The organism is Methylobacterium aerolatum (assembly GCF_022179085.1).
Lineage (GTDB): Bacteria > Pseudomonadota > Alphaproteobacteria > Rhizobiales > Beijerinckiaceae > Methylobacterium > Methylobacterium aerolatum.
On record NZ_BPQE01000023.1, the window covers coordinates 40,509 to 57,937 of the forward strand.

The 17,429-nt window shown below is 70.2% G+C and carries 10 protein-coding genes; 3 read left to right on the forward strand and 7 right to left on the reverse strand.

The features are described 5' to 3' along the window. Positions 1–217: 217 nt before the first annotated feature. Positions 218–1,306, reverse strand: a complete 1,089-nt coding sequence (locus tag MFF06_RS15585; RefSeq protein ID WP_283207280.1) for a branched-chain amino acid aminotransferase — start codon at positions 1,304–1,306, stop codon at positions 218–220. Positions 1,307–1,440: 134 nt separating this feature from the next. Beyond that, positions 1,441–3,234, reverse strand: a complete 1,794-nt coding sequence (locus tag MFF06_RS15590; protein ID WP_238205545.1) for an ABC transporter ATP-binding protein — start codon at positions 3,232–3,234, stop codon at positions 1,441–1,443. 231 nt (positions 3,235–3,465) lie between these two features. Between MFF06_RS15590 and MFF06_RS15595 the strand changes: the two genes are divergently transcribed. The 3 genes from MFF06_RS15595 (at position 3,466) to purH (ending at position 7,948) form a co-directional block, all read left to right on the forward strand. Beyond that, positions 3,466–4,359, forward strand: a complete 894-nt coding sequence (locus MFF06_RS15595; RefSeq protein ID WP_370876517.1) for a metal ABC transporter solute-binding protein, Zn/Mn family — start codon at positions 3,466–3,468, stop codon at positions 4,357–4,359. Positions 4,360–4,501: 142 nt separating this feature from the next. After that, a complete protein-coding gene (locus tag MFF06_RS15600; RefSeq protein ID WP_238205547.1) occupies positions 4,502–6,241 on the forward strand; it encodes a heparinase II/III family protein in 1,740 nt (579 codons plus the stop codon). A 108-nt stretch (positions 6,242–6,349) separates the two neighbouring features. Then, complete coding sequence (gene purH / locus MFF06_RS15605; protein ID WP_238205548.1) at positions 6,350–7,948, forward strand: bifunctional phosphoribosylaminoimidazolecarboxamide formyltransferase/IMP cyclohydrolase; 1,599 nt, start codon at positions 6,350–6,352, stop codon at positions 7,946–7,948. A gap of 220 nt (positions 7,949–8,168) precedes the next feature. Here purH and MFF06_RS15610 read toward each other — a convergent pair whose 3' ends face one another. The 5 genes from MFF06_RS15610 to MFF06_RS15630 form a co-directional block, all read right to left on the reverse strand. Continuing rightward, positions 8,169–9,905 carry an MFS transporter gene (locus MFF06_RS15610; protein WP_238205549.1) on the reverse strand — a complete coding sequence of 579 codons (1,737 nt, stop codon included), beginning with the start codon at positions 9,903–9,905 and terminating at the stop codon, positions 8,169–8,171. Positions 9,906–10,160: 255 nt separating this feature from the next. Further along, positions 10,161–11,852 (reverse strand): cation acetate symporter, encoded by a 1,692-nt coding sequence (locus MFF06_RS15615; RefSeq protein ID WP_238205551.1) that lies wholly within the window; start codon positions 11,850–11,852, stop codon positions 10,161–10,163. Next, positions 11,849–12,223, reverse strand: a complete 375-nt coding sequence (locus MFF06_RS15620) for a DUF485 domain-containing protein (protein WP_238205553.1) — start codon at positions 12,221–12,223, stop codon at positions 11,849–11,851. The genes MFF06_RS15615 and MFF06_RS15620 overlap by 4 nt, the downstream gene beginning before the upstream one ends. 123 nt (positions 12,224–12,346) lie before the next feature. Then, positions 12,347–14,293, reverse strand: coding sequence for an acetate--CoA ligase (gene acs, locus MFF06_RS15625; protein ID WP_238205555.1), 1,947 nt, complete (start codon positions 14,291–14,293; stop codon positions 12,347–12,349). Positions 14,294–14,828: 535 nt separating this feature from the next. Next, positions 14,829–17,420, reverse strand: coding sequence for a sensor histidine kinase (locus MFF06_RS15630; RefSeq protein WP_238205557.1), 2,592 nt, complete (start codon positions 17,418–17,420; stop codon positions 14,829–14,831). Positions 17,421–17,429 lie beyond the last annotated feature (9 nt).

Here is a 17,429-nt window from a genome sequence, read left to right on the forward strand (position 1 = left end):
ATTAATTATATAATGATCGCTCAATCAAAAGTATATTCAGCGAAAGCCGTTGTCCGCATCGCCGCACGCGAGGGCGGTGGAAGTCGCTTTGCTTGTAGGGCGTTGGAAGAGGCGGCGAACAGCCGGACGCGCGCCTCGAAACGAAAAACGCCGGGCCATCGCTGGCCCGGCGTCCTCACTGTCTCCGCTGAAGTCCCGCCGAGCGGGCCCGCGCCGGTCAGAACACCCGCTGGAACCAGCCGTGGCGATCCTCGGCGAGGCCGCGCTGGATGTCGACGAGGCGGGTGCGCAGGCGCTGCGCCACCGGTCCGGCGACGGCGTTGCCGATGGTGAAGTCGTCCTCACGCCCGCGCACGCGGCCGATCGGCGTGATCACCGCCGCCGTGCCGCAGGCGAAGGCCTCGGTCAGGCGGCCGGTGCGCACGTCCTCGCGCCACGCGTCGATGGTGTAGGGAACCTCGCGCACGGTGAGGCCGTCCTCCCGCGCCAGCGTGATGATGGAATCACGGGTGATTCCCGGCAGGATGCTGTCTGATAGGGGCGGCGTCACCAGGGTGCCGTCCCCGAACACGAAGAACACGTTCATGCCGCCGAGCTCCTCGATGTACCGGCGTTCCGCCGCATCGAGGAACACCACCTGCTCGCACTGGTGGCGCGCGGCCTCCGCCTGGGCCGCGAGGCTCGCCGCATAGTTGCCGCCGCACTTGGCCGCGCCGGTGCCGCCGGGCGCCGCTCGGGTGAAGTGCTCGGAGAGCCACACGGTCACGGTGCCGGTCGGGTCCTTGAAGTAGGAGCCCACCGCCGAGGCGATGGTGACGAACAGGTATTCCGAGGCCGGCTTCACGCCGAGGAACACTTCGGTGGCGATCATGAATGGCCGCAGATACAGGCTGCCGCCGGGCGTGTCCGGGATCCAGGCACGGTCGATCTCCACGAGGCGGCGCTGCGCCTCGATGAAGGCCTCCTCCGGGAAGGGCGCCATGGCCATCCGCTCCGCCGAGAGGCGGAAGCGGCGGGCGTTGGCCTCCGGCCGGAACAGGGCGGCGCCGCCGTCGGCGGTCCGGTAGGCCTTCAGACCCTCGAAGATCTCCTGGGCGTAGTGCAGCACGGCCGCCGCCGGATCCAGCGGCAGGGGCGCGCGGGCGGTGACCTTGGCATCGTGCCAGCCGCGGCCCGCGCTGTAGCGGGCAATCACCATGTGATCGGTGAATACCTTGCCGAAACCGGGATTCGCCATGAGCGCCGTCCGCTCCTCGACGGAACGGGGCGAGGCGTGGCTTTCGGTCTCGAACGTCAGGTCGCTCACGGTCAGGTCCTCTCGGCTGTGCTGTCTTCGCCGGATCGAAGCGGGGAGGGGGCTCGGCGCCCTCCCGCGTGAAGTCCGCGCAAAGGCCGGCTCCGCTTTCCACGCGGGATCGAACGAAGCCGGCAGCGCACGTCTTATGGCGCGCTCCGCGCCGCGACGCCACTGTCAAGCGCGGGCGCCGTATCATCGGTGATCTGCAGGCGCCGCAGGCGGGCATAGGCCCCCCCCGCCGCCATCAGCGCCTCGTGCCGGCCGGTCTCGATGACGTGTCCGCCCTCCATCACGGCGATCAGATCCGCGTCGCGCACCGTGGAGAGGCGGTGCGCGATGACGAGGACGGTGCGGCCGCGCATGAGCTTCCCGAGGGCGTCCTGCACCAGACGCTCGGATTCGCTGTCGAGGGCTGAGGTCGCCTCGTCGAGGAGGAGGATCGGCGCGTCCTTCAGGAAGGCCCGGGCGAGGGCGACCCGCTGACGCTCGCCCCCCGAGAGGCGCCCTCCGCCGGGCCCGACGCGGAAGTCGTAGCCCTCGGGCAGGGCGGAGACGAAGTCGTGGGCCGCCGCCGACCGAGCCGCCGCCTCGATCGCCTCCCGGCTCGCCCCGGGGCGGCCGAAGGCGATGTTGGCGGCCACCGTGTCGTCGAACAGCACCACCTCCTGCGAGACCACGGCCACCGCGGCGCGCAGCGAAGCGAGGGTGACCGCGCGGACGTCCTGCCCGTCGATGGTCACGCGGCCCGCATCCACGTCGTAGAGGCGGGGGACGAGGTTCAGCAGGGACGACTTGCCCGAGCCCGACCGCCCGACGAGGGCGGTGACGCTCCCGGCCGGGACGGTGAGGTCGATGCCCTCCAGCGCCGGGGTATCGGCGCGGTAGCGGAAGCGCAGGGCCTCGAACCGGATCTCGCCGCGTTCGATCCGCAGGGGGACGGCGCCGGGCACCTCACGGATGGTGGGCGCCTCGTCCATCATGTCGAAGTACCGTCGCAGGGCCGCGGCTGCCTCCTGCAGGATGGCGTTGAGGTTGCCGAGCGCCCGCGCAGGCTGGGCGGCGAGCAGCAGGGCCGCGACGTAGCCCGTGAAGTCGCCGACCGTCCGGTCGCCGTTGAGCACCCGGTGGCCGACGAGGACCAGCACGACGGCCACCGCCAGCCCGCCGCCGATCTCGAGCAGCGGATCGAGCCGCCCGCGGGCGTTGGCGGACTTCATCTTGAGCCGCCGGACCTCGTCGAGGGCGGCGGCGGTGCGGACCTTCAGGTACCCTTCGAGGGCGAAGGTCTTGGCGATCCGCGCGCCCTGGAGGCTCTCGGAGATGAGGCTCGCCGTGGCGCCCATCTGCTCCTGGGTGGTGGTGGAGACCCGGCGCAGCTTCTTGCCGATCCGGCCGATCGGTCCCGCCACGAAGGGCACCGTGACGGCCGAGACGAGGGTCAGGACCGGATCCATCCAGATCAGCGCGCCCACGAGGCCGATCAGCATGGCGACGTCGCGGAGCAGGACCGTCGAGATGCGCGTGAGCGCTTCCTTGATGAAGGAGAAATCCGTGGTGAAGCGCTGGGTCAGGGCGGCCGGACTTTCCCGCCCGATCTGGGCGAGGTCGGAATCGATCATGTGGCCGTACAGGGCGATCTGCATGTCGGCCTCGACCCGGGTCACGACCCGGTTGGTCAGCACCGTCTGCCCGAACAGGGCGAAGCCGCGCAGCGACGTGACCAGCACCACGACGAGGGGGCCGTAGGCGATGGCCGTGGCGTCCTTGCGATCGAAGGCGTCGAAGGCGGCCTTGATCAGGGCGGGATAGAGACCCGTGGAGGCGCCCACCAGCGCCACCAGCACCAGCACGATGGCCAGCGTTCCCCGGTGCGGGGAGAGCCACTCTCGCCAGAGCCGGGCGATCAGGGGGGCCGTATCGCCGGGCAGGCGTGCCATGAAACGTCCAGTCGCCGTCATGCGGGGCGCCGCGAGGGCGCCGGATCGGGTGGCGGTGTGCCGCCCCCGCCGCCGCGGATCAAGCCATCCCTTGCGGATGTAACAGTATACCATTAGTTCCGGCGGACGGACGGGGTCGGCCCCGGCCGCTCTCAGCGTCGCCCGGCTCGGGGCGCAGAACCGGAGGGGCGCGTGCCCGCTTTGCTCAGGATCGCCCTCGTCCTCGCCGCCTTGGTTTGGGTTTCGTCCCCTTCGGCCGCGGCGGCGGAGGAGGCCGAGAAGGTCCGCGTGGTGGCGAGCTTCTCCATTCTCGGCGACCTCGTGCGGCAGGTGGGCGGCGACCACGTCGAGGTCACGACCCTGGTCGGGCCGGAATCCGATGTCCACAGTTTCAGTCCCGCCCCCGGCAACGCCAGGATCCTGGCGCGGGCGAATCTCGTGGTCGTCAACGGACTCGGCCTCGAAGGCTGGATCGACCGTCTCATCCGCGCCTCCGGCACCCGGGCGCCGGTGGTGACGGCCAGCGCGGGGGTGAAGACGATCGAGGGCGTGGAGCCCGCGGGGCACCAGGGGCACGGTCACGACCACGACACCGATCCCCACGCTTGGCAGAACGTCGCGAACGTGAAGCTCTACGTCGCCAACATCCGCGACGGCCTCGCCAGGGTCGATCCGTCCCACGCGGCGGATTACGCCGCCGCCGCCGCCGCCTATGCCGACAGGCTCGATGCCCTGGACCGCGAGGTGCGGGCCGCCCTCGGCCGGATCCCGCCGGACAACCGCCGGATCATCACGACGCACGACGCCTTCGGCTATTTCGCCGCTGCCTACGGCATGACGATCCTGGCCCCCCAGAGCATCTCGACGGACAGCGAGGCGAGCCCCCGGGACATCGCGGCGATCATCACCCAGATCCGCAAGGAGCGGGTGCCGGCGGTGTTCCTGGAGACCGTGACCGATCCCCGGCAGATGGAGCGGATCGCCCGGGAGAGCGGGGCGCGGGTCGGCGGGAAGGTCTATTCGGACGCCCTGTCGGCGGCGGGCGGCCCGGCGCCGACCTACCTCGACATGATCCGCGCCAACGTGAAGGCCTTCGCCTCCGCCCTCGGCCCGGACCGGGGTTGATCGGCCCGTCTGCCGGCCCGGCGGATCGGATTTCGCGAGACACAGCGTAAACCAATGGTTAAGAGGCGCGCCCTACTTTGACGGAGGGTGCCGGCCCTTCCTCAGCGTGAGATCTCCGGCTTCAGCGTGACTGGGAGTACGCGTGGCTTGGGGGCCTGACCGCTGGCGCCTCTATCGTCTGGTCGGGCGGGAGGGCGCGCGCACGATCCGCGCCACCCTGGCGCGTTTCAGCGCGCCCCCGCCGATCCTCGCCCGCGTGCGGGTCAGCGCCCTGGTCATCGCTCCGCAGGACCTGCGGACCTCCGACGCCACCTTCGCCGACGACATCTACGCGGGGCTCTTCGTCTTCGCCGGTCGGTCCCTGGCGGCCGGGGGCGGCTCGCCCTTCGAATACGCGCCGCCCTCCCGCGAATGGGCTGAAGAGCTCTACGGTTTCGGCTGGCTGCGCCACCTGCGCGCCGCCGACACGGCCCTGGCCCGGGCCAACGCCCGCAGCTTCGTCAGCGATTTCATCGCCGGCCGGGGCGATCCGGTCCTCGCCCGGCAGACCCCCGTGGCGGCGCGGCGGCTGATCTCGTTCCTGTGCCAGTCGCCGCTGGTGCTGGAGGGTGCCGATCACGGGTTCTACGACAGCTTCCTGCGGGCCATCGGCCGCAACGCCCAGCAACTGGAGCGGGACCTGCGCCGGGGCGTCAGCCCGCCGTCGCGACTCGTGGCGGCGGTGGCGCTCTGCTACGCCGGGCTGTGCTGCGACGGCATCCAGCCGATCCTGCGGCGGGCGACGCGGGTCCTGGCGCGGGAACTCGACCGGCAGGTGCTGCCGGATGGCGGCCATCGCTCGCGCAACCCGCGCTTCGGGATGGAGCTTCTCCTCGATCTGCTCCCCCTGCGTCAGGCTTTCCTGAGCCGCTCCGTGGAGCCGCCGGCCTCCCTGCTTCAGGCCGTGGACCGGATGCTGCCGCTGCTCCGCCTCCTGCGCCACCCGGATGCCTCGCTCAGCCATTTCAACGGCATGGGCGCCACGGACGCGGACCACCTCGCGACGCTGCTCGTGTACGACGACACCTTCGGCCGGCCGATGATGCACGCGCCGAACACCGGCTACGAGCGTCTGGAGGGCGGCCGGATGGTGGTGACGGCGGATGTGGGGGCCAGCCCGCCGCTGCCCTATTCCCTCAACGCCACGGCCGGATGCCTCTCCTTCGAGATGTCGAGCGGCCCCCAGCGCATCGTGGTCAATTGCGGCCTGCCCGCCAGCGGCACGGACCTACGGATGCTCGCGCGGTCCACCGCCGCCCATTCCACCGCGACGGTCGCGCGCACCTCCTCCTGCCGGTTCGTGGAGAAATCCGGCTTCTGGTGGGAACGGCGGATGAGCGCGTGGATCAACCGCCGCCTCGGTCCCGTCGTGCTGCGCGGGCCGGAAGACGTGGCCGCCGAGCGTGTTGAGGATCGGGGCGGGGTCGTCCTCGCGGCCCGGCACGACGGCTACCAGCGCGAATTCGGCCTCGTCCACGAGCGGCGCTGGCATCTCCTTCCGGCGGAGGGACGCCTCGAAGGGTCCGATGCCTTCCTCCGTCAGGCGGGCAAGCCGGGGCCGCGGATCACGGGCCGCGGGCGGGCCCTGCCGGTGGCGGTGCGATTCCACATCCACCCGGCCATCGCGGTCCGCTCCGTCCCCGGCGGGATCGAGCTGGCCTCGGCGCTCGGCGAGGTCTGGCTGTTCGACGCCGAGGGCGCCGACATCCGCATCGAGGAGAGCGTCTACTTCGCCGGGCTCAGCGGGCCGCGGCGGACGGACCAGATCGTCCTCACCCTCGCGGTCACGGACCGCGCCGAGGTCCGCTGGACCTTCGCCCGCCTCGGATCGGCCATCCGCTGAGCCGCCGCGCCCCGCCGTGGATGCCGGGGCGGCCCCGCGGGCTCCCGGCTGGCCGCGTGCGAGGGTCCATGCTACCGCACCGCGATAGAACCAGGTCCGGCCCTTCCCATGTCCCATGATCAGGCGCGGGTGTCCCGCGCGCTCCTCTCCGTGTCCGACAAGACCGGTCTCGTCGATTTCGCCAGGGCGCTGCACGGCCGGGGCATCGCCCTTGTGTCCACGGGCGGAACCCATCGGACCCTGACGGAGGCCGGGCTTCCGGTGACGGAGGTCTCCGATCTCACGGGCTTCCCGGAGATGATGGACGGGCGCGTGAAGACCCTGCACCCCGCCGTCCACGGGGGCCTGCTCGCGATCCGCGACAACCCGGAGCATCAGGCGGCGCTGGCCGCCCACGGGATCGGCGCCATCGATCTCCTCGTCGTCAACCTCTACCCCTTCGAGGCCACCATCGCCGCCGACCGGCCGGAGGAGGATTGCATCGAGAACATCGACATCGGCGGTCCGGCCATGATCCGGGCGGCGGCCAAGAATCACGCTGACGTCGCCGTGGTGACGGACGTCGCCGACTACGCCACGATCCTCGACGTGCTGGAGTCGGGCAACGGGATGCTCGGCCTCGATCTCCGCCGCAGGCTGGCGCAGAAGGCCTACACCCGCACCGCCGCCTACGATGCCGCCATCTCGAACTGGATGGCCGCCCGGTTCGGCGTGGAGGGGCCGCAGCCCTACCGAGCCTTCGGCGGCAGCCTCGCCCAGGGGCTGCGCTACGGCGAGAATCCGCACCAATCCGCCGCCTTCTACCGCACGCCTGGCGTCCCCCGCGCCGGGGTCGCCACGGCACGGCAGCTTCAGGGCAAGGAGTTGTCCTTCAACAATTTCAACGACACGGACGCCGCCTACGAGTGCGTCGCCGAGTTCGATCCCGCCCGCACGGCGGCGGTGGCGATCATCAAGCACGCCAACCCCTGCGGCGTGGCCGAGGGCGCGAGCCTGCTGGTTGCCTACGAGCGGGCGCTGGCCTGCGATCCCGTCTCGGCCTTCGGCGGCATCGTCGCCCTGAACCGGGCGCTGGACGGCGAGGCGGCCCGGAAGATCGTGGAGATCTTCACCGAGGTCATCATCGCGCCGGACGCCACCGAGGAGGCCATCGCCATCCTCGCGGCCAAGAAGAACCTGCGCCTGCTCCTGGCAGGCGGCCTGCCCGATCCCCGCGCGGCGGGCGAGACGGTGCGCACCCTCTCCGGCGGCCTGCTGGTGCAGGGCCGGGACGCGGTGGTGGTCGACGACATGCCGTTCCAGGTGGTGACGAAGCGCGCGCCCACCGAGGCGGAAGCCTCGGACCTGCGCTTCGCCTACCGGGTGGCCAAGCACGTCAAGTCGAACGCCATCGTCTACGCCAGGGGCGGGGCGACGGTGGGCGTCGGCGCCGGGCAGATGTCGCGGGTCGATTCGTCCCGCATCGCCGCCTGGAAGGCCCGGGAGGGCGCCGATCGTCTCGGCCTCGCGGACAGCCTCGCCAAGGGCGCGGTGGTGGCCTCCGATGCCTTCTTCCCCTTCGCCGACGGGCTGCTCGCGGCGGCCGAGGCGGGGGCCACGGCGGTGATCCAGCCCGGTGGCTCCATGCGCGACAGCGACGTGATCGCGGCGGCCGACGAGGCCGGGCTGGCGATGGTGTTCACCGGTCATCGTCACTTCCGGCACTGACACGCGCCTGAAGCCCTCATCGTCCTTGCGAGCAAGGCGAAGCAATTCAGGGAGGGCGCCACGCCCCGGGGCGTCCCGCTGCCTTGGATTGCTTCGCGACACTCGCACTGACGGCGATGTGCGTGGGATGCGGTAGCGAACAGGAAAAAACCCCCGCCCACGGGTGGGGCGAGGGTCATGATGGTCGAATCCCGGCGCATCGCTGCGCCGGGGCGCCGGATCAGGCCATCAGGTCCCGGTCCTTGGTCTCGGGGATGAAGATCAGGCCCACCACGAAGGTGAAGAGCGCGATCACGATCGGGTACCAGAGGCCGTAGTAGATGTCGCCGGTCTGGGCCACCATCGCGAAGGCGGTGGCGGGCAGCAGGCCGCCGAACCAGCCGTTGCCGATGTGGTAGGGCAGCGACATGGACGTGTAGCGGATCCGGGTCGGGAACAGCTCCACCAGGGCGGCGGCGATCGGGCCGTAGACCATCGTCACGTAGACCGCGAGGATGAACAGGATCCCGATCACCGCGAGCTTCTGGCCCGTGAAGATGTCGAGCGGGTGCGCCGCCTTGATCACCGTCGGGTTCGCCGTCGCCGAGGGGTAGCCGGCCTCGGTCAGGGCGGCCGTGATGGACTTGGAGAAGGTCGGATCCGCGACGGGGAAGTCCTTCCCCTTCACGGTGACCACCGTCGGCGTGCCGGCCGGCTGATACTCGGTGGTGTAGTTCACGGCAGAGCGTGCAAGCAGCGCCTTGGCGACGTCGCACTCCTTGGTGAACTTGGCCGTGCCGACGGGATTGAACTGGAACGAGCAGTCGTCGGTGTTGGTCTTCACCACCACCGGCACGGTCGACTGGGCCGCGTGCAGGGCCGGGTTGGCGCTGGCCGTCAGCATGTTGAACAGCGGGAAGTAGGTGAGCGCGGCGAGCAGGCAGCCGCCCAGGATGATCGGCTTACGGCCGATCTTGTCCGAGAGCGCGCCGAACACCAGGAACCCGCCCGTCACCGCGATGAGCGACCACGCGACCATCACGTTGGCCGTGAACTGATCAACCTTCAGGATGCTCTGGAGGAAGAACAGGGCGTAGAACTGGCCGGTGTACCAAACCACCGCCTGACCGGCGGTGAGGCCGAGCAGCGCCAGCAGCGCCCACTTGGCGTTCTTCCACTGGCCGAACGCCTCGGAGAGCGGCGCCTTGGAGTGCGTGCCCTCCTCCTTCATCTTCTTGAAGGCCGGGCTCTCGCTCATCTGCAGGCGGATCCAGACCGAGATCGCCAGCAGCGCCACCGAGACGAGGAACGGGATACGCCAGCCCCAGACCTGGAAGGCGGTGAGCGTGCTCGTGCTGCCGTCGGCGTTGGTGATCGTGGTCGCCGGGTAGGCGTTGTTCACGTAGCCCTGCGTCGACAGGATGATGATCAGCGAGAGCAGCAGGCCGAGCGTGGCCGTCGCCTGGATGAACGAGGTGTAGAAGCCGCGCCGCCCGGTGGGCGCGTGCTCGGCCACGTAGACCGCCGCGCCGCCGTACTCGCCGCCGAGGGCCAAGCCCTGGAGCATGCGCAGGACGAGCAGGGTCACGGGCGCGATCCAGCCGACACCGTAGGCATTCATGGTCGAATAGGAGGGCAGCAGGCCGACCGCGAAGGTCGAGAGGCCCATGATCAGGATGGTGACGAGGAAGGTGTGCTTGCGGCCGACGAGGTCGCCGAGGCGGCCGAACACCAGGGCGCCGAAGGGGCGCACGATGAAGCCGGCCGCGAAGGCGAGGAGCGCGAAGATGTTGCGCGTGGCTTCAGGGTAGGCCGAAAAGAACTGTGCGCCGATGACGGTCGCGAGGGAGCCGTAGAGGAAGAAATCGTACCACTCGAAGACGGTGCCGAGCGAAGAGGCCAGGATCACCTTCTTCTCGCCAGCGGTCATCGGCCGCGCTGGAACTCCGGCCCGCGGTACCGCGGTTGCCACTGCCATAATGTGTCCTCCCCAGATGCTGAGGCGGCCGGGCGATGTCGGTTCGACCGATCGATTGCTGCGCCGGCGCCAACCTGCGCCAAACGCAGGTCACGTATGCGTTACATCAAGGGCGCGGCGAGCCCAACCGGTAAAGCAATCGTGAAGGCTCCCTATCAACACAAGTGGCCCAAAGCGTTACGCCGGAAACACACAAGCAAAAGAGGGCGCGGCCTGCGCCGCGCCCCCTTTCGTCGCAAGGACTTATCCGTCGGGTCAGTGGGCGTGGGCGCCCGCCGCCCCGATCCCGGTCTCCGAGCGTACGTACTGCGCCTCGAAGGCCGCCCGCTCGCGCTGCGCCCGGCGGGACCGGTCCATCAGCGACACGACGAAGATCGTCGCGAAGGCCAGCGGCATCGAGAACAACGCCGGGTTGTCGTAGGGGAACAGCGCCGCCGGATGGCCGAAGGTCGTCACCCACACGGCCTTCGACAGCACAACCATCGTCACCGCCGCGACGAGGCCGACGAGGCCGCCGGCCAGCGCGCCCCAGGTGGTCGTGCCCCGCCAGAGGATGGACATCGCCAGCACCGGGAAATTGCAGCTCGCCGCCACCGAGAAGGCGAGGCCGACCATGAAGGCGACGTTCTGGTTCTCGAAGATGTAGCCGAGCACGATGGCGACGATGCCGATCACCACCGCCGCGATCTTCGACAGCCGCACCTCGGCTGCCTCGGAGGTCCGCCCGCGGGCGAAGACCTGGGCGTAGAGATCGTGGCTGACGGCGGAGGCACCGGCCAGCGTCAGACCCGCCACCACCGCGAGGATGGTCGCGAAGGCCACCGCCGAGATGAACCCGAGGAAGTACGGCCCGCCCACGGCGTTGGCGAGGTTCACGGCCACCATGTTGGTGCCGCCGACCATGTCCTTCAGCTTGTCGAAGGTGCCCGCCGCGCCGAGCTTGAAGTAGCTCGGGTCCGACATCAGCAGGGCGATGCCGCCGAAGCCGATGATGAAGGTGAGGATGTAGAAGTAGCCGATCAGGCCGGTGGCATAGAACACGGATTTGCGGGCGGCCTGCGCGTCCGACACCGTGAAGAACCGCATTAGGATATGCGGCAGGCCGGCGGTGCCGAACATCAGGCCGACGCCGAGCGAGATCGCCTCGATCGGGTTCGACACGAGGCCGCCGGGCGCCATGATCGCCTCGCCCTTCGGGTGGACCTCGACGGCCTTCTTGAACAGGATCTCGGGGTTGAAGCCGTAGAAGTACAGCACGGCCCCGGCCATGAAGGTCGCACCCCCGAGCAGCAGGCAGGCCTTGATCACCTGCACCCAGGTGGTGGCCTTCATGCCGCCGAAGGCGACGTAGACGATCATCAGCACGCCAACGATGATCACCGCGTAGAGGTAGGGCAAGCCGAACAGGAGCTGGATCAGCTTCCCCGCACCGACCATCTGGGCAATGAGGTAGAAGGCCACCACCACGAGGGTGCCGGTCGCGGAGATGATGCGGATCGCCGTCTGGTCGAGGCGGAAGCTCGCCACGTCGGCGAAGGTGAACTTGCCGAGGTTGCGCAGCCGCTCCGCGATGAGAAACAGCACGATCGGCCAGCCGACGAGGAAGCCCGTCGAGTAGATCAGCCCGTCGAAGCCGGAGGTGTAGACGAGGCCCGAGATGCCAAGGAACGAGGCCGCCGACATGTAATCGCCCGCGATGGCGAGCGCGTTGGTGCCGGCCGAGATGCCGCCGCCCGCCGCGTAGAAGTCCGCGGCCGACTTGGTGCCCTTGGCCGCCTTGTAGGTGATGCCAAGCGTGGCCAGCACGAAGAACAGGAACATGCCGATGGCAGGCCAGTTCGTGCTCGATTGCTGCACGGCGCCGAGGTCGGGCCCGGCGGCGTAGGCGGCCGTCGCCGCGATGGCGGCGAGGGTCAGCCCGAGGAGGAGGGACGCGTGACGGATCACCGGCCGACCCTCCGCTTGAGGTCGTCGCTCAGGGCGTCGAACCGGGTGTTGGCGCGGGCCACGTAGATGCCCGTCAGCAGGAAGGCGAAGAGGATCACAAACACGCCGAGGAACAGGCCGAGCGAGGCGGTGGCTCCTCCGACCTTGATCGCCATCACCGACTTGTCGAAGGCGATGAGGCCGATGAAGCCGAAATAGACCACCAGCATCAGGCCGGTGAGGATCCACGAAAACCGCGTCCGCTCGGAGACGAGCTGCTGGAATTCGGGGCTGCGGGCGATTCGCTCGATTTGCGGATCGACGCCCCCGGCGGATGCCGCTCCTATGGGCGTGACGCGCCCCCCGACACGTCCGGCCGTAGACCCACTCATTGTGTATCCTCCCGGAAAGGCACCGTGCCTTTCGAACGATGACCGCGCTTGGCTTTTGTGCTGCGGCTTCACTGTCGTGGGGGCGGTCGCCGTGGCGCCCGCCCCATCCCGTGCGGGCTCGGGTCAGGCGCGGTTCTGGCGGTTGTCGATCAGATCGTCGACCACGGCCGGATCGGCGAGCGTCGAGGTGTCGCCGAGCGAGCCGAAATCGTCCTCCGCGATCTTGCGCAGGATGCGGCGCATGATCTTGCCGGAGCGGGTCTTCGGCAGGCCGGGGGCGAACTGGATCAGGTCCGGCGAGGCGATCGGGCCGATGTCCTTGCGCACCCAGGCGACCAGCTCCTTGCGGAGCCCGTCGTCGCCGTTCTCACCCTCGTTGAGGGTGACGTAGGCGTAGATGCCCTGGCCCTTCACGTTGTGCGGGTAGCCCACCACCGCCGCCTCGGAGACCTTCGGGTGCGCCACCAGGGAGGATTCCACCTCCGCCGTGCCCATCCGGTGGCCGGAGACGTTGATGACGTCATCGACGCGGCCGGTGATCCAGTAATAGCCGTCGGTGTCCCGCCTCGCGCCGTCGCCAGTGAAGTACTTGCCCGGATAGGTCGAGAAGTACGTCTGCTCGAATCGCTCGTGGTCGCCGTAGACCGTGCGCATCTGGCCCGGCCAGGAATCGGCGATGCAGAGGTTGCCCTCGCAGGCGCCGTCGAGAACCTTGCCCTCGGCATCGACCATCTCCGGCTTGACGCCGAAGAACGGCCGCGTCGCGGAGCCGGGCTTGAGGGCGGTGGCGCCGGGGAGCGGCGTGATCAGGATGCCGCCCGTCTCCGTCTGCCACCACGTGTCGACGATGGCGCAGCGGCTGTCGCCCACCACCTTGTAATACCAGTCCCAGGCTTCCGGGTTGATCGGCTCGCCGACCGAACCCAGCACCCGCAAGCTCGCCCGCGAGGTCTTCTTCACCGGACCCTCGCCGCCGCCCATCAGCGAGCGGATCGCCGTCGGCGCGGTGTAGAAGATGTTGACCTTGTGCTTGTCCACCACGTCCCAGAAGCGGGAGTTCGACGGATAGGTCGGGATGCCCTCGAACATCAGCGTCGTCGCGCCGTTCGCGAGCGGTCCGTAGACGATGTAGCTGTGGCCCGTGACCCAGCCCACGTCGGCGGTGCACCAGTAGATGTCGCCCTCGCGGTAATCGAAGACGTACTGGTGGGTCATGGAGGCGTAGACGAGGTAGCCGCCGGTGGTGTGCACCACGCCCTTCGGCTGGCCCGTCGAGCCCGAGGTGTAGAGGATGAACAGCGGGTGCTCGGCCTCCACCGGCTCGGCGGGGCACTCGTCGGTCACCTGCTCGGCGGCCTCGTCGTAGTAGACGTCGCGGCCGGGCTCCATCGCCACGGCGCCGCCGGTGCGCCGCACCACCACGACGTGTTCGACGATGGGCGAGCCGAGGCGCTTGATCGCCTCATCGACGTTGGCCTTCAGCGGCACCTTGCGGCCGCCGCGCAGACCCTCGTCGGCGGTGATCACCACCTTGGAGCCGCAGCCCTGGATGCGCTGCGCCAGCGAATCCGGCGAGAAGCCGCCGAACACGATGGCGTGGATCGCGCCCAGCCGGGCGCAGGCGAGCATCGCGTAGGCGGCCTCCGGCACCATCGGCAGATAGAGGGTGACACGGTCGCCCTTGCCCACGCCGCGGTTGCGCAGGACGTTGGCCCAGCGGCACACCTGCGCGTGCAACTCGCGGTAGGTGATGTGTTTGGACTCGTCCGGGCTGTCGCCCTCCCAGATGATCGCGGTCTGCTCGCCGCGGGTCCCCAGGTGACGATCGACGCAGTTGTAGGCGACGTTGGTCTTGCCGTCCTCGAACCACTTGATCGAGATCTGGCCGGGCTCGAAACTGGTATTCTTCACCCGCGTATAGGGCGTCATCCAGTCGATGCGCTTGCCGTGCTCGCCCCAGAAGGCTTCCGGATCGCTCACCGACGCCTTGTACATCTCGCGGTACTTGGCATCATCGACGAGCGCACCCTCGCGCCACGTATCCTGGACTTCGACGATCCTGCCTTCCATCGTATTCCATCCCTGTTTTGGTGCCCGATCGTATCGCGGCGATGACCGCGCAGCCAGGACTTCCAAAGTGGTGTAGCGGATCGTGAGCGTGTCCGTTAACCCCGGAATTTCCGCTCCACCCATAAACCTTTCGCGCTGAAATTAAGTTGAGCGCAATACAACCCTGATGGACGGGAGGGTCTCACCCTGTCAAGCGGGGTTTCCGGTTTTAATCCCGGCTCACCCATTACATTTTTTCGAGAGTGAACGACGGGAGGGGGGACCGCCGGACGGGGGCACTCCGGATGCGGGTTCCGGCGCCGCGCGCCGCGCGCGGACGCGGCGTGGCGCGATGGCTTGCGTCGATGATGAACCGGTTTCGCAACGTGGCCGATCGGGGTGGCTCAGCGAGCGTCAACGGTGCGAAAAAAATCGAAGCGAACCAGGGCAGCGGGACGCCTGCAAAGGGTGCGCATCCCTCGATTGCGTCGCGTTCGCTCGCAGTGACGACCCGGGAGCCATCGGCGGGAATGGCTCGCGCCGATCGGCTCCGGCGCTAGTTCTGGGCGCTTCGGCGGACCGGGAGCACGATTTCCACGAGGGTGCCGTCCTCGCCCCGGCCGCGCAGGCGCAGCTGCCCGCCATTGGCCTGGACCAGGGCGCGGGGCAGGGCGAGGCGCAGGTCCTCCTCCGCCGCCCCGGCCTGCGCGACCTCCTGCGCAGGCCCGCCGTCACGGACGCGCAGCGCCACCTCGGCCGCCTCGCCCGCCCCCGTCGAGACGATGACCTGCCCGCCCGCCACCGAGCGGCGGATCGCTTGCTCGATCACCAGGGAGGCCGCCCGGCGGACGGAGGGTTCGTCCACCTCCAGTTCGGCGAGGTTGGCCGAGAAGCTCGTGCGCAGGACGATCCGGCTGCGGGCCGCCTCGCCCTGCAGCACCGCCACGCAGTTGGCCACCACCTCGTTCAGGGCCAGCGGACGGGGGTGGAGGTCGATCTGGCCGGCCTCGACGGCGGCGAGATCGCTCAGTTCGGACACGCGCTCAAGAATGCGCACCCCCGCCTCGCGGATATCCGCGAGGCAGGCGCGGTAGCGCTGGTCGCCGAGCGTGCCGAAGCGCTCCTCCAGCATCGTGTGCGTGAGGGCGAGGATGGCGTCGATCGGCTCCCGCAGTTCGCGGTCGAGGCGCAGGGGCGAGGGCGCGCGCCGCGGCGCGGGTTCGGCGGTCGGCGGGTTCGCGATCGAGTCCGGCAGGCGGTGCAGCACCGCCACCCGATGGCCGTCGGCCCGGGGTGGGGCGAGGGCCAGCATCATCGCGCGGCCCTGGGCCAGCACCACGCCGGGCACATCACCCTCGCCGGCGAGGGCGCTCGCCAGGGCGATGGCACTGCCGTTGTCGAACAGGGAGGCGAGCCCCGCGCCGACGACTTCCGTGGCGTTCGCCCCGAACAGAGAGGCCGCCGCGCGGTTCAGGGTGACGACCCGCCCATCCCGGTCCACGGTGACGACGCCGGCCTGGAGCGCGTCCAGGGCGGCCTCGGCGCCCAGCGCGCGGCCGGCCTGAACCTCCCGGGCGAGGCGCTCGGCCGCGAGGGCGCGGCGGGGATCGTCCTCCTCCAAGCGGCGCAGGATCAAAATGGCCGCCGGGCCGCCCTCCCAGGCGCAGATGCCTCGCGTGACCTCGACCGGGCAGGATCCGCCCTCCGCGAGGGTGATCGCGGTTTCGTGGGTGAGGCCGCTTCGGAAGTTCGGCGCGCCGCCCGGGAACACCGCGTCCATCCCCGCGAGCCGCAGGGCGTCGGCGTCGGCGTAGCCGGTCAGGTCGAGGAAGGGGCGGTTCACGGCGATGATCGCCTCGCCCCGGTGGACCAGGGCGGCGATGGGCAACCCGTCGAGGAGGCCGCTCGTGTCCGTCTCGGGGGGCGGGGCGATGTCCTGGGCCTCCGCCCGCGCCACGGGGAAGGGCGTCACCGAGCCGGCGTTCCGGTCGGCCTCGTATTCGAACGGCTTCGTCTCCTCGTCGCCCGCGTAGCGCGCCCCGAGCGCCCTGGCGATCTCGCGGAAGGCGTCGTGCTCGGCCGAGGACAGGGAGGCGTCGGCGGTGGGCGCCTCCGTCCGCTCGCCCTCCTCGAAGTCCGGATCCTCGTAGTTCGCGTCTCCGCGGTCGGCCTCCTCTCCGTCGGCGTCCTGGACGTCCGGTTCGACGGGCGCCGGGTCGCCTTCGACGATCTCCCGAAGCACCGCGTCCAGCGGGGCATCGTGTCCGGCGAGGGCATCGGCCGGAGCCGGGGTCGCCTCGATCTCCGAGGATACCGCCGTCGATTCGGAGCGGTCCGGCTCGACCTCGGCCCGGGGCTCCGGCTCCGGCTCCGAGACGGGGGCGCCGCGTTCAGGACCGGTGGCCCGCACCACCCCGAAACCTTCGAAGCCCCGGAAGACCGCGCCATCCCGCCCGGCGGGAGCGCCGGACAGGTCGGCCTCGATCGACCGGGGCGACAGCAGGATCCGCGCCGGGACCTTGCGGAAGGTCCGGCGGGCCGCGAGGGCGTCCGCCACCGGTCCGCCAAAATCCGACACGGCGCGTCCGACGAGGGCGGCGAGGGGACCACTCACCGAGGTGAGCGTGTCCTGCTCGTCGCTCCGCCACAGGAAGCGATGGCCCGGCGGGATGCCGTCATCCTCCGCCGGGGGCGGGGCGGGCGGCGCTTCGGCCGGCTCCCCGTGGGGCACGGTCGCCGTCGGCGCCACGGCGGGCAGGCGCGGCAGCGCGGTCGGGCCCGAGGGGATGGCGAGGAAGATCGCATGCCCGTCGTCGTCCTGCCCCCGGGCCACGAGGAACAGGGAGGGCGGGACGATCCGGCGGGGATCGAGGCGCAGGCGCACGAGGCGCGGCGGGCCGTCGGCCGGGAACGCGACGGTGAGCTGGCGGGTGATGGATCGGCCGTCGAGCAGCGCCAGGGCCTCGGCCAGCCGCCCGGCGGCGGGCGAGGCCCGGCGGACACGGCCGTCGGCGGCATCGAGGACGAGATGCGGCGCGGCCGCATCGCGCAGGGCGGCGGCCAGCGTCGGCTCGCGGTCCCAGGCGGCCAAGGCGCGCTCCAGGCCGGACCCGCCCCCGCCGTCCCGCGATGTGCTGTCGGTATGCACCTGAACGCA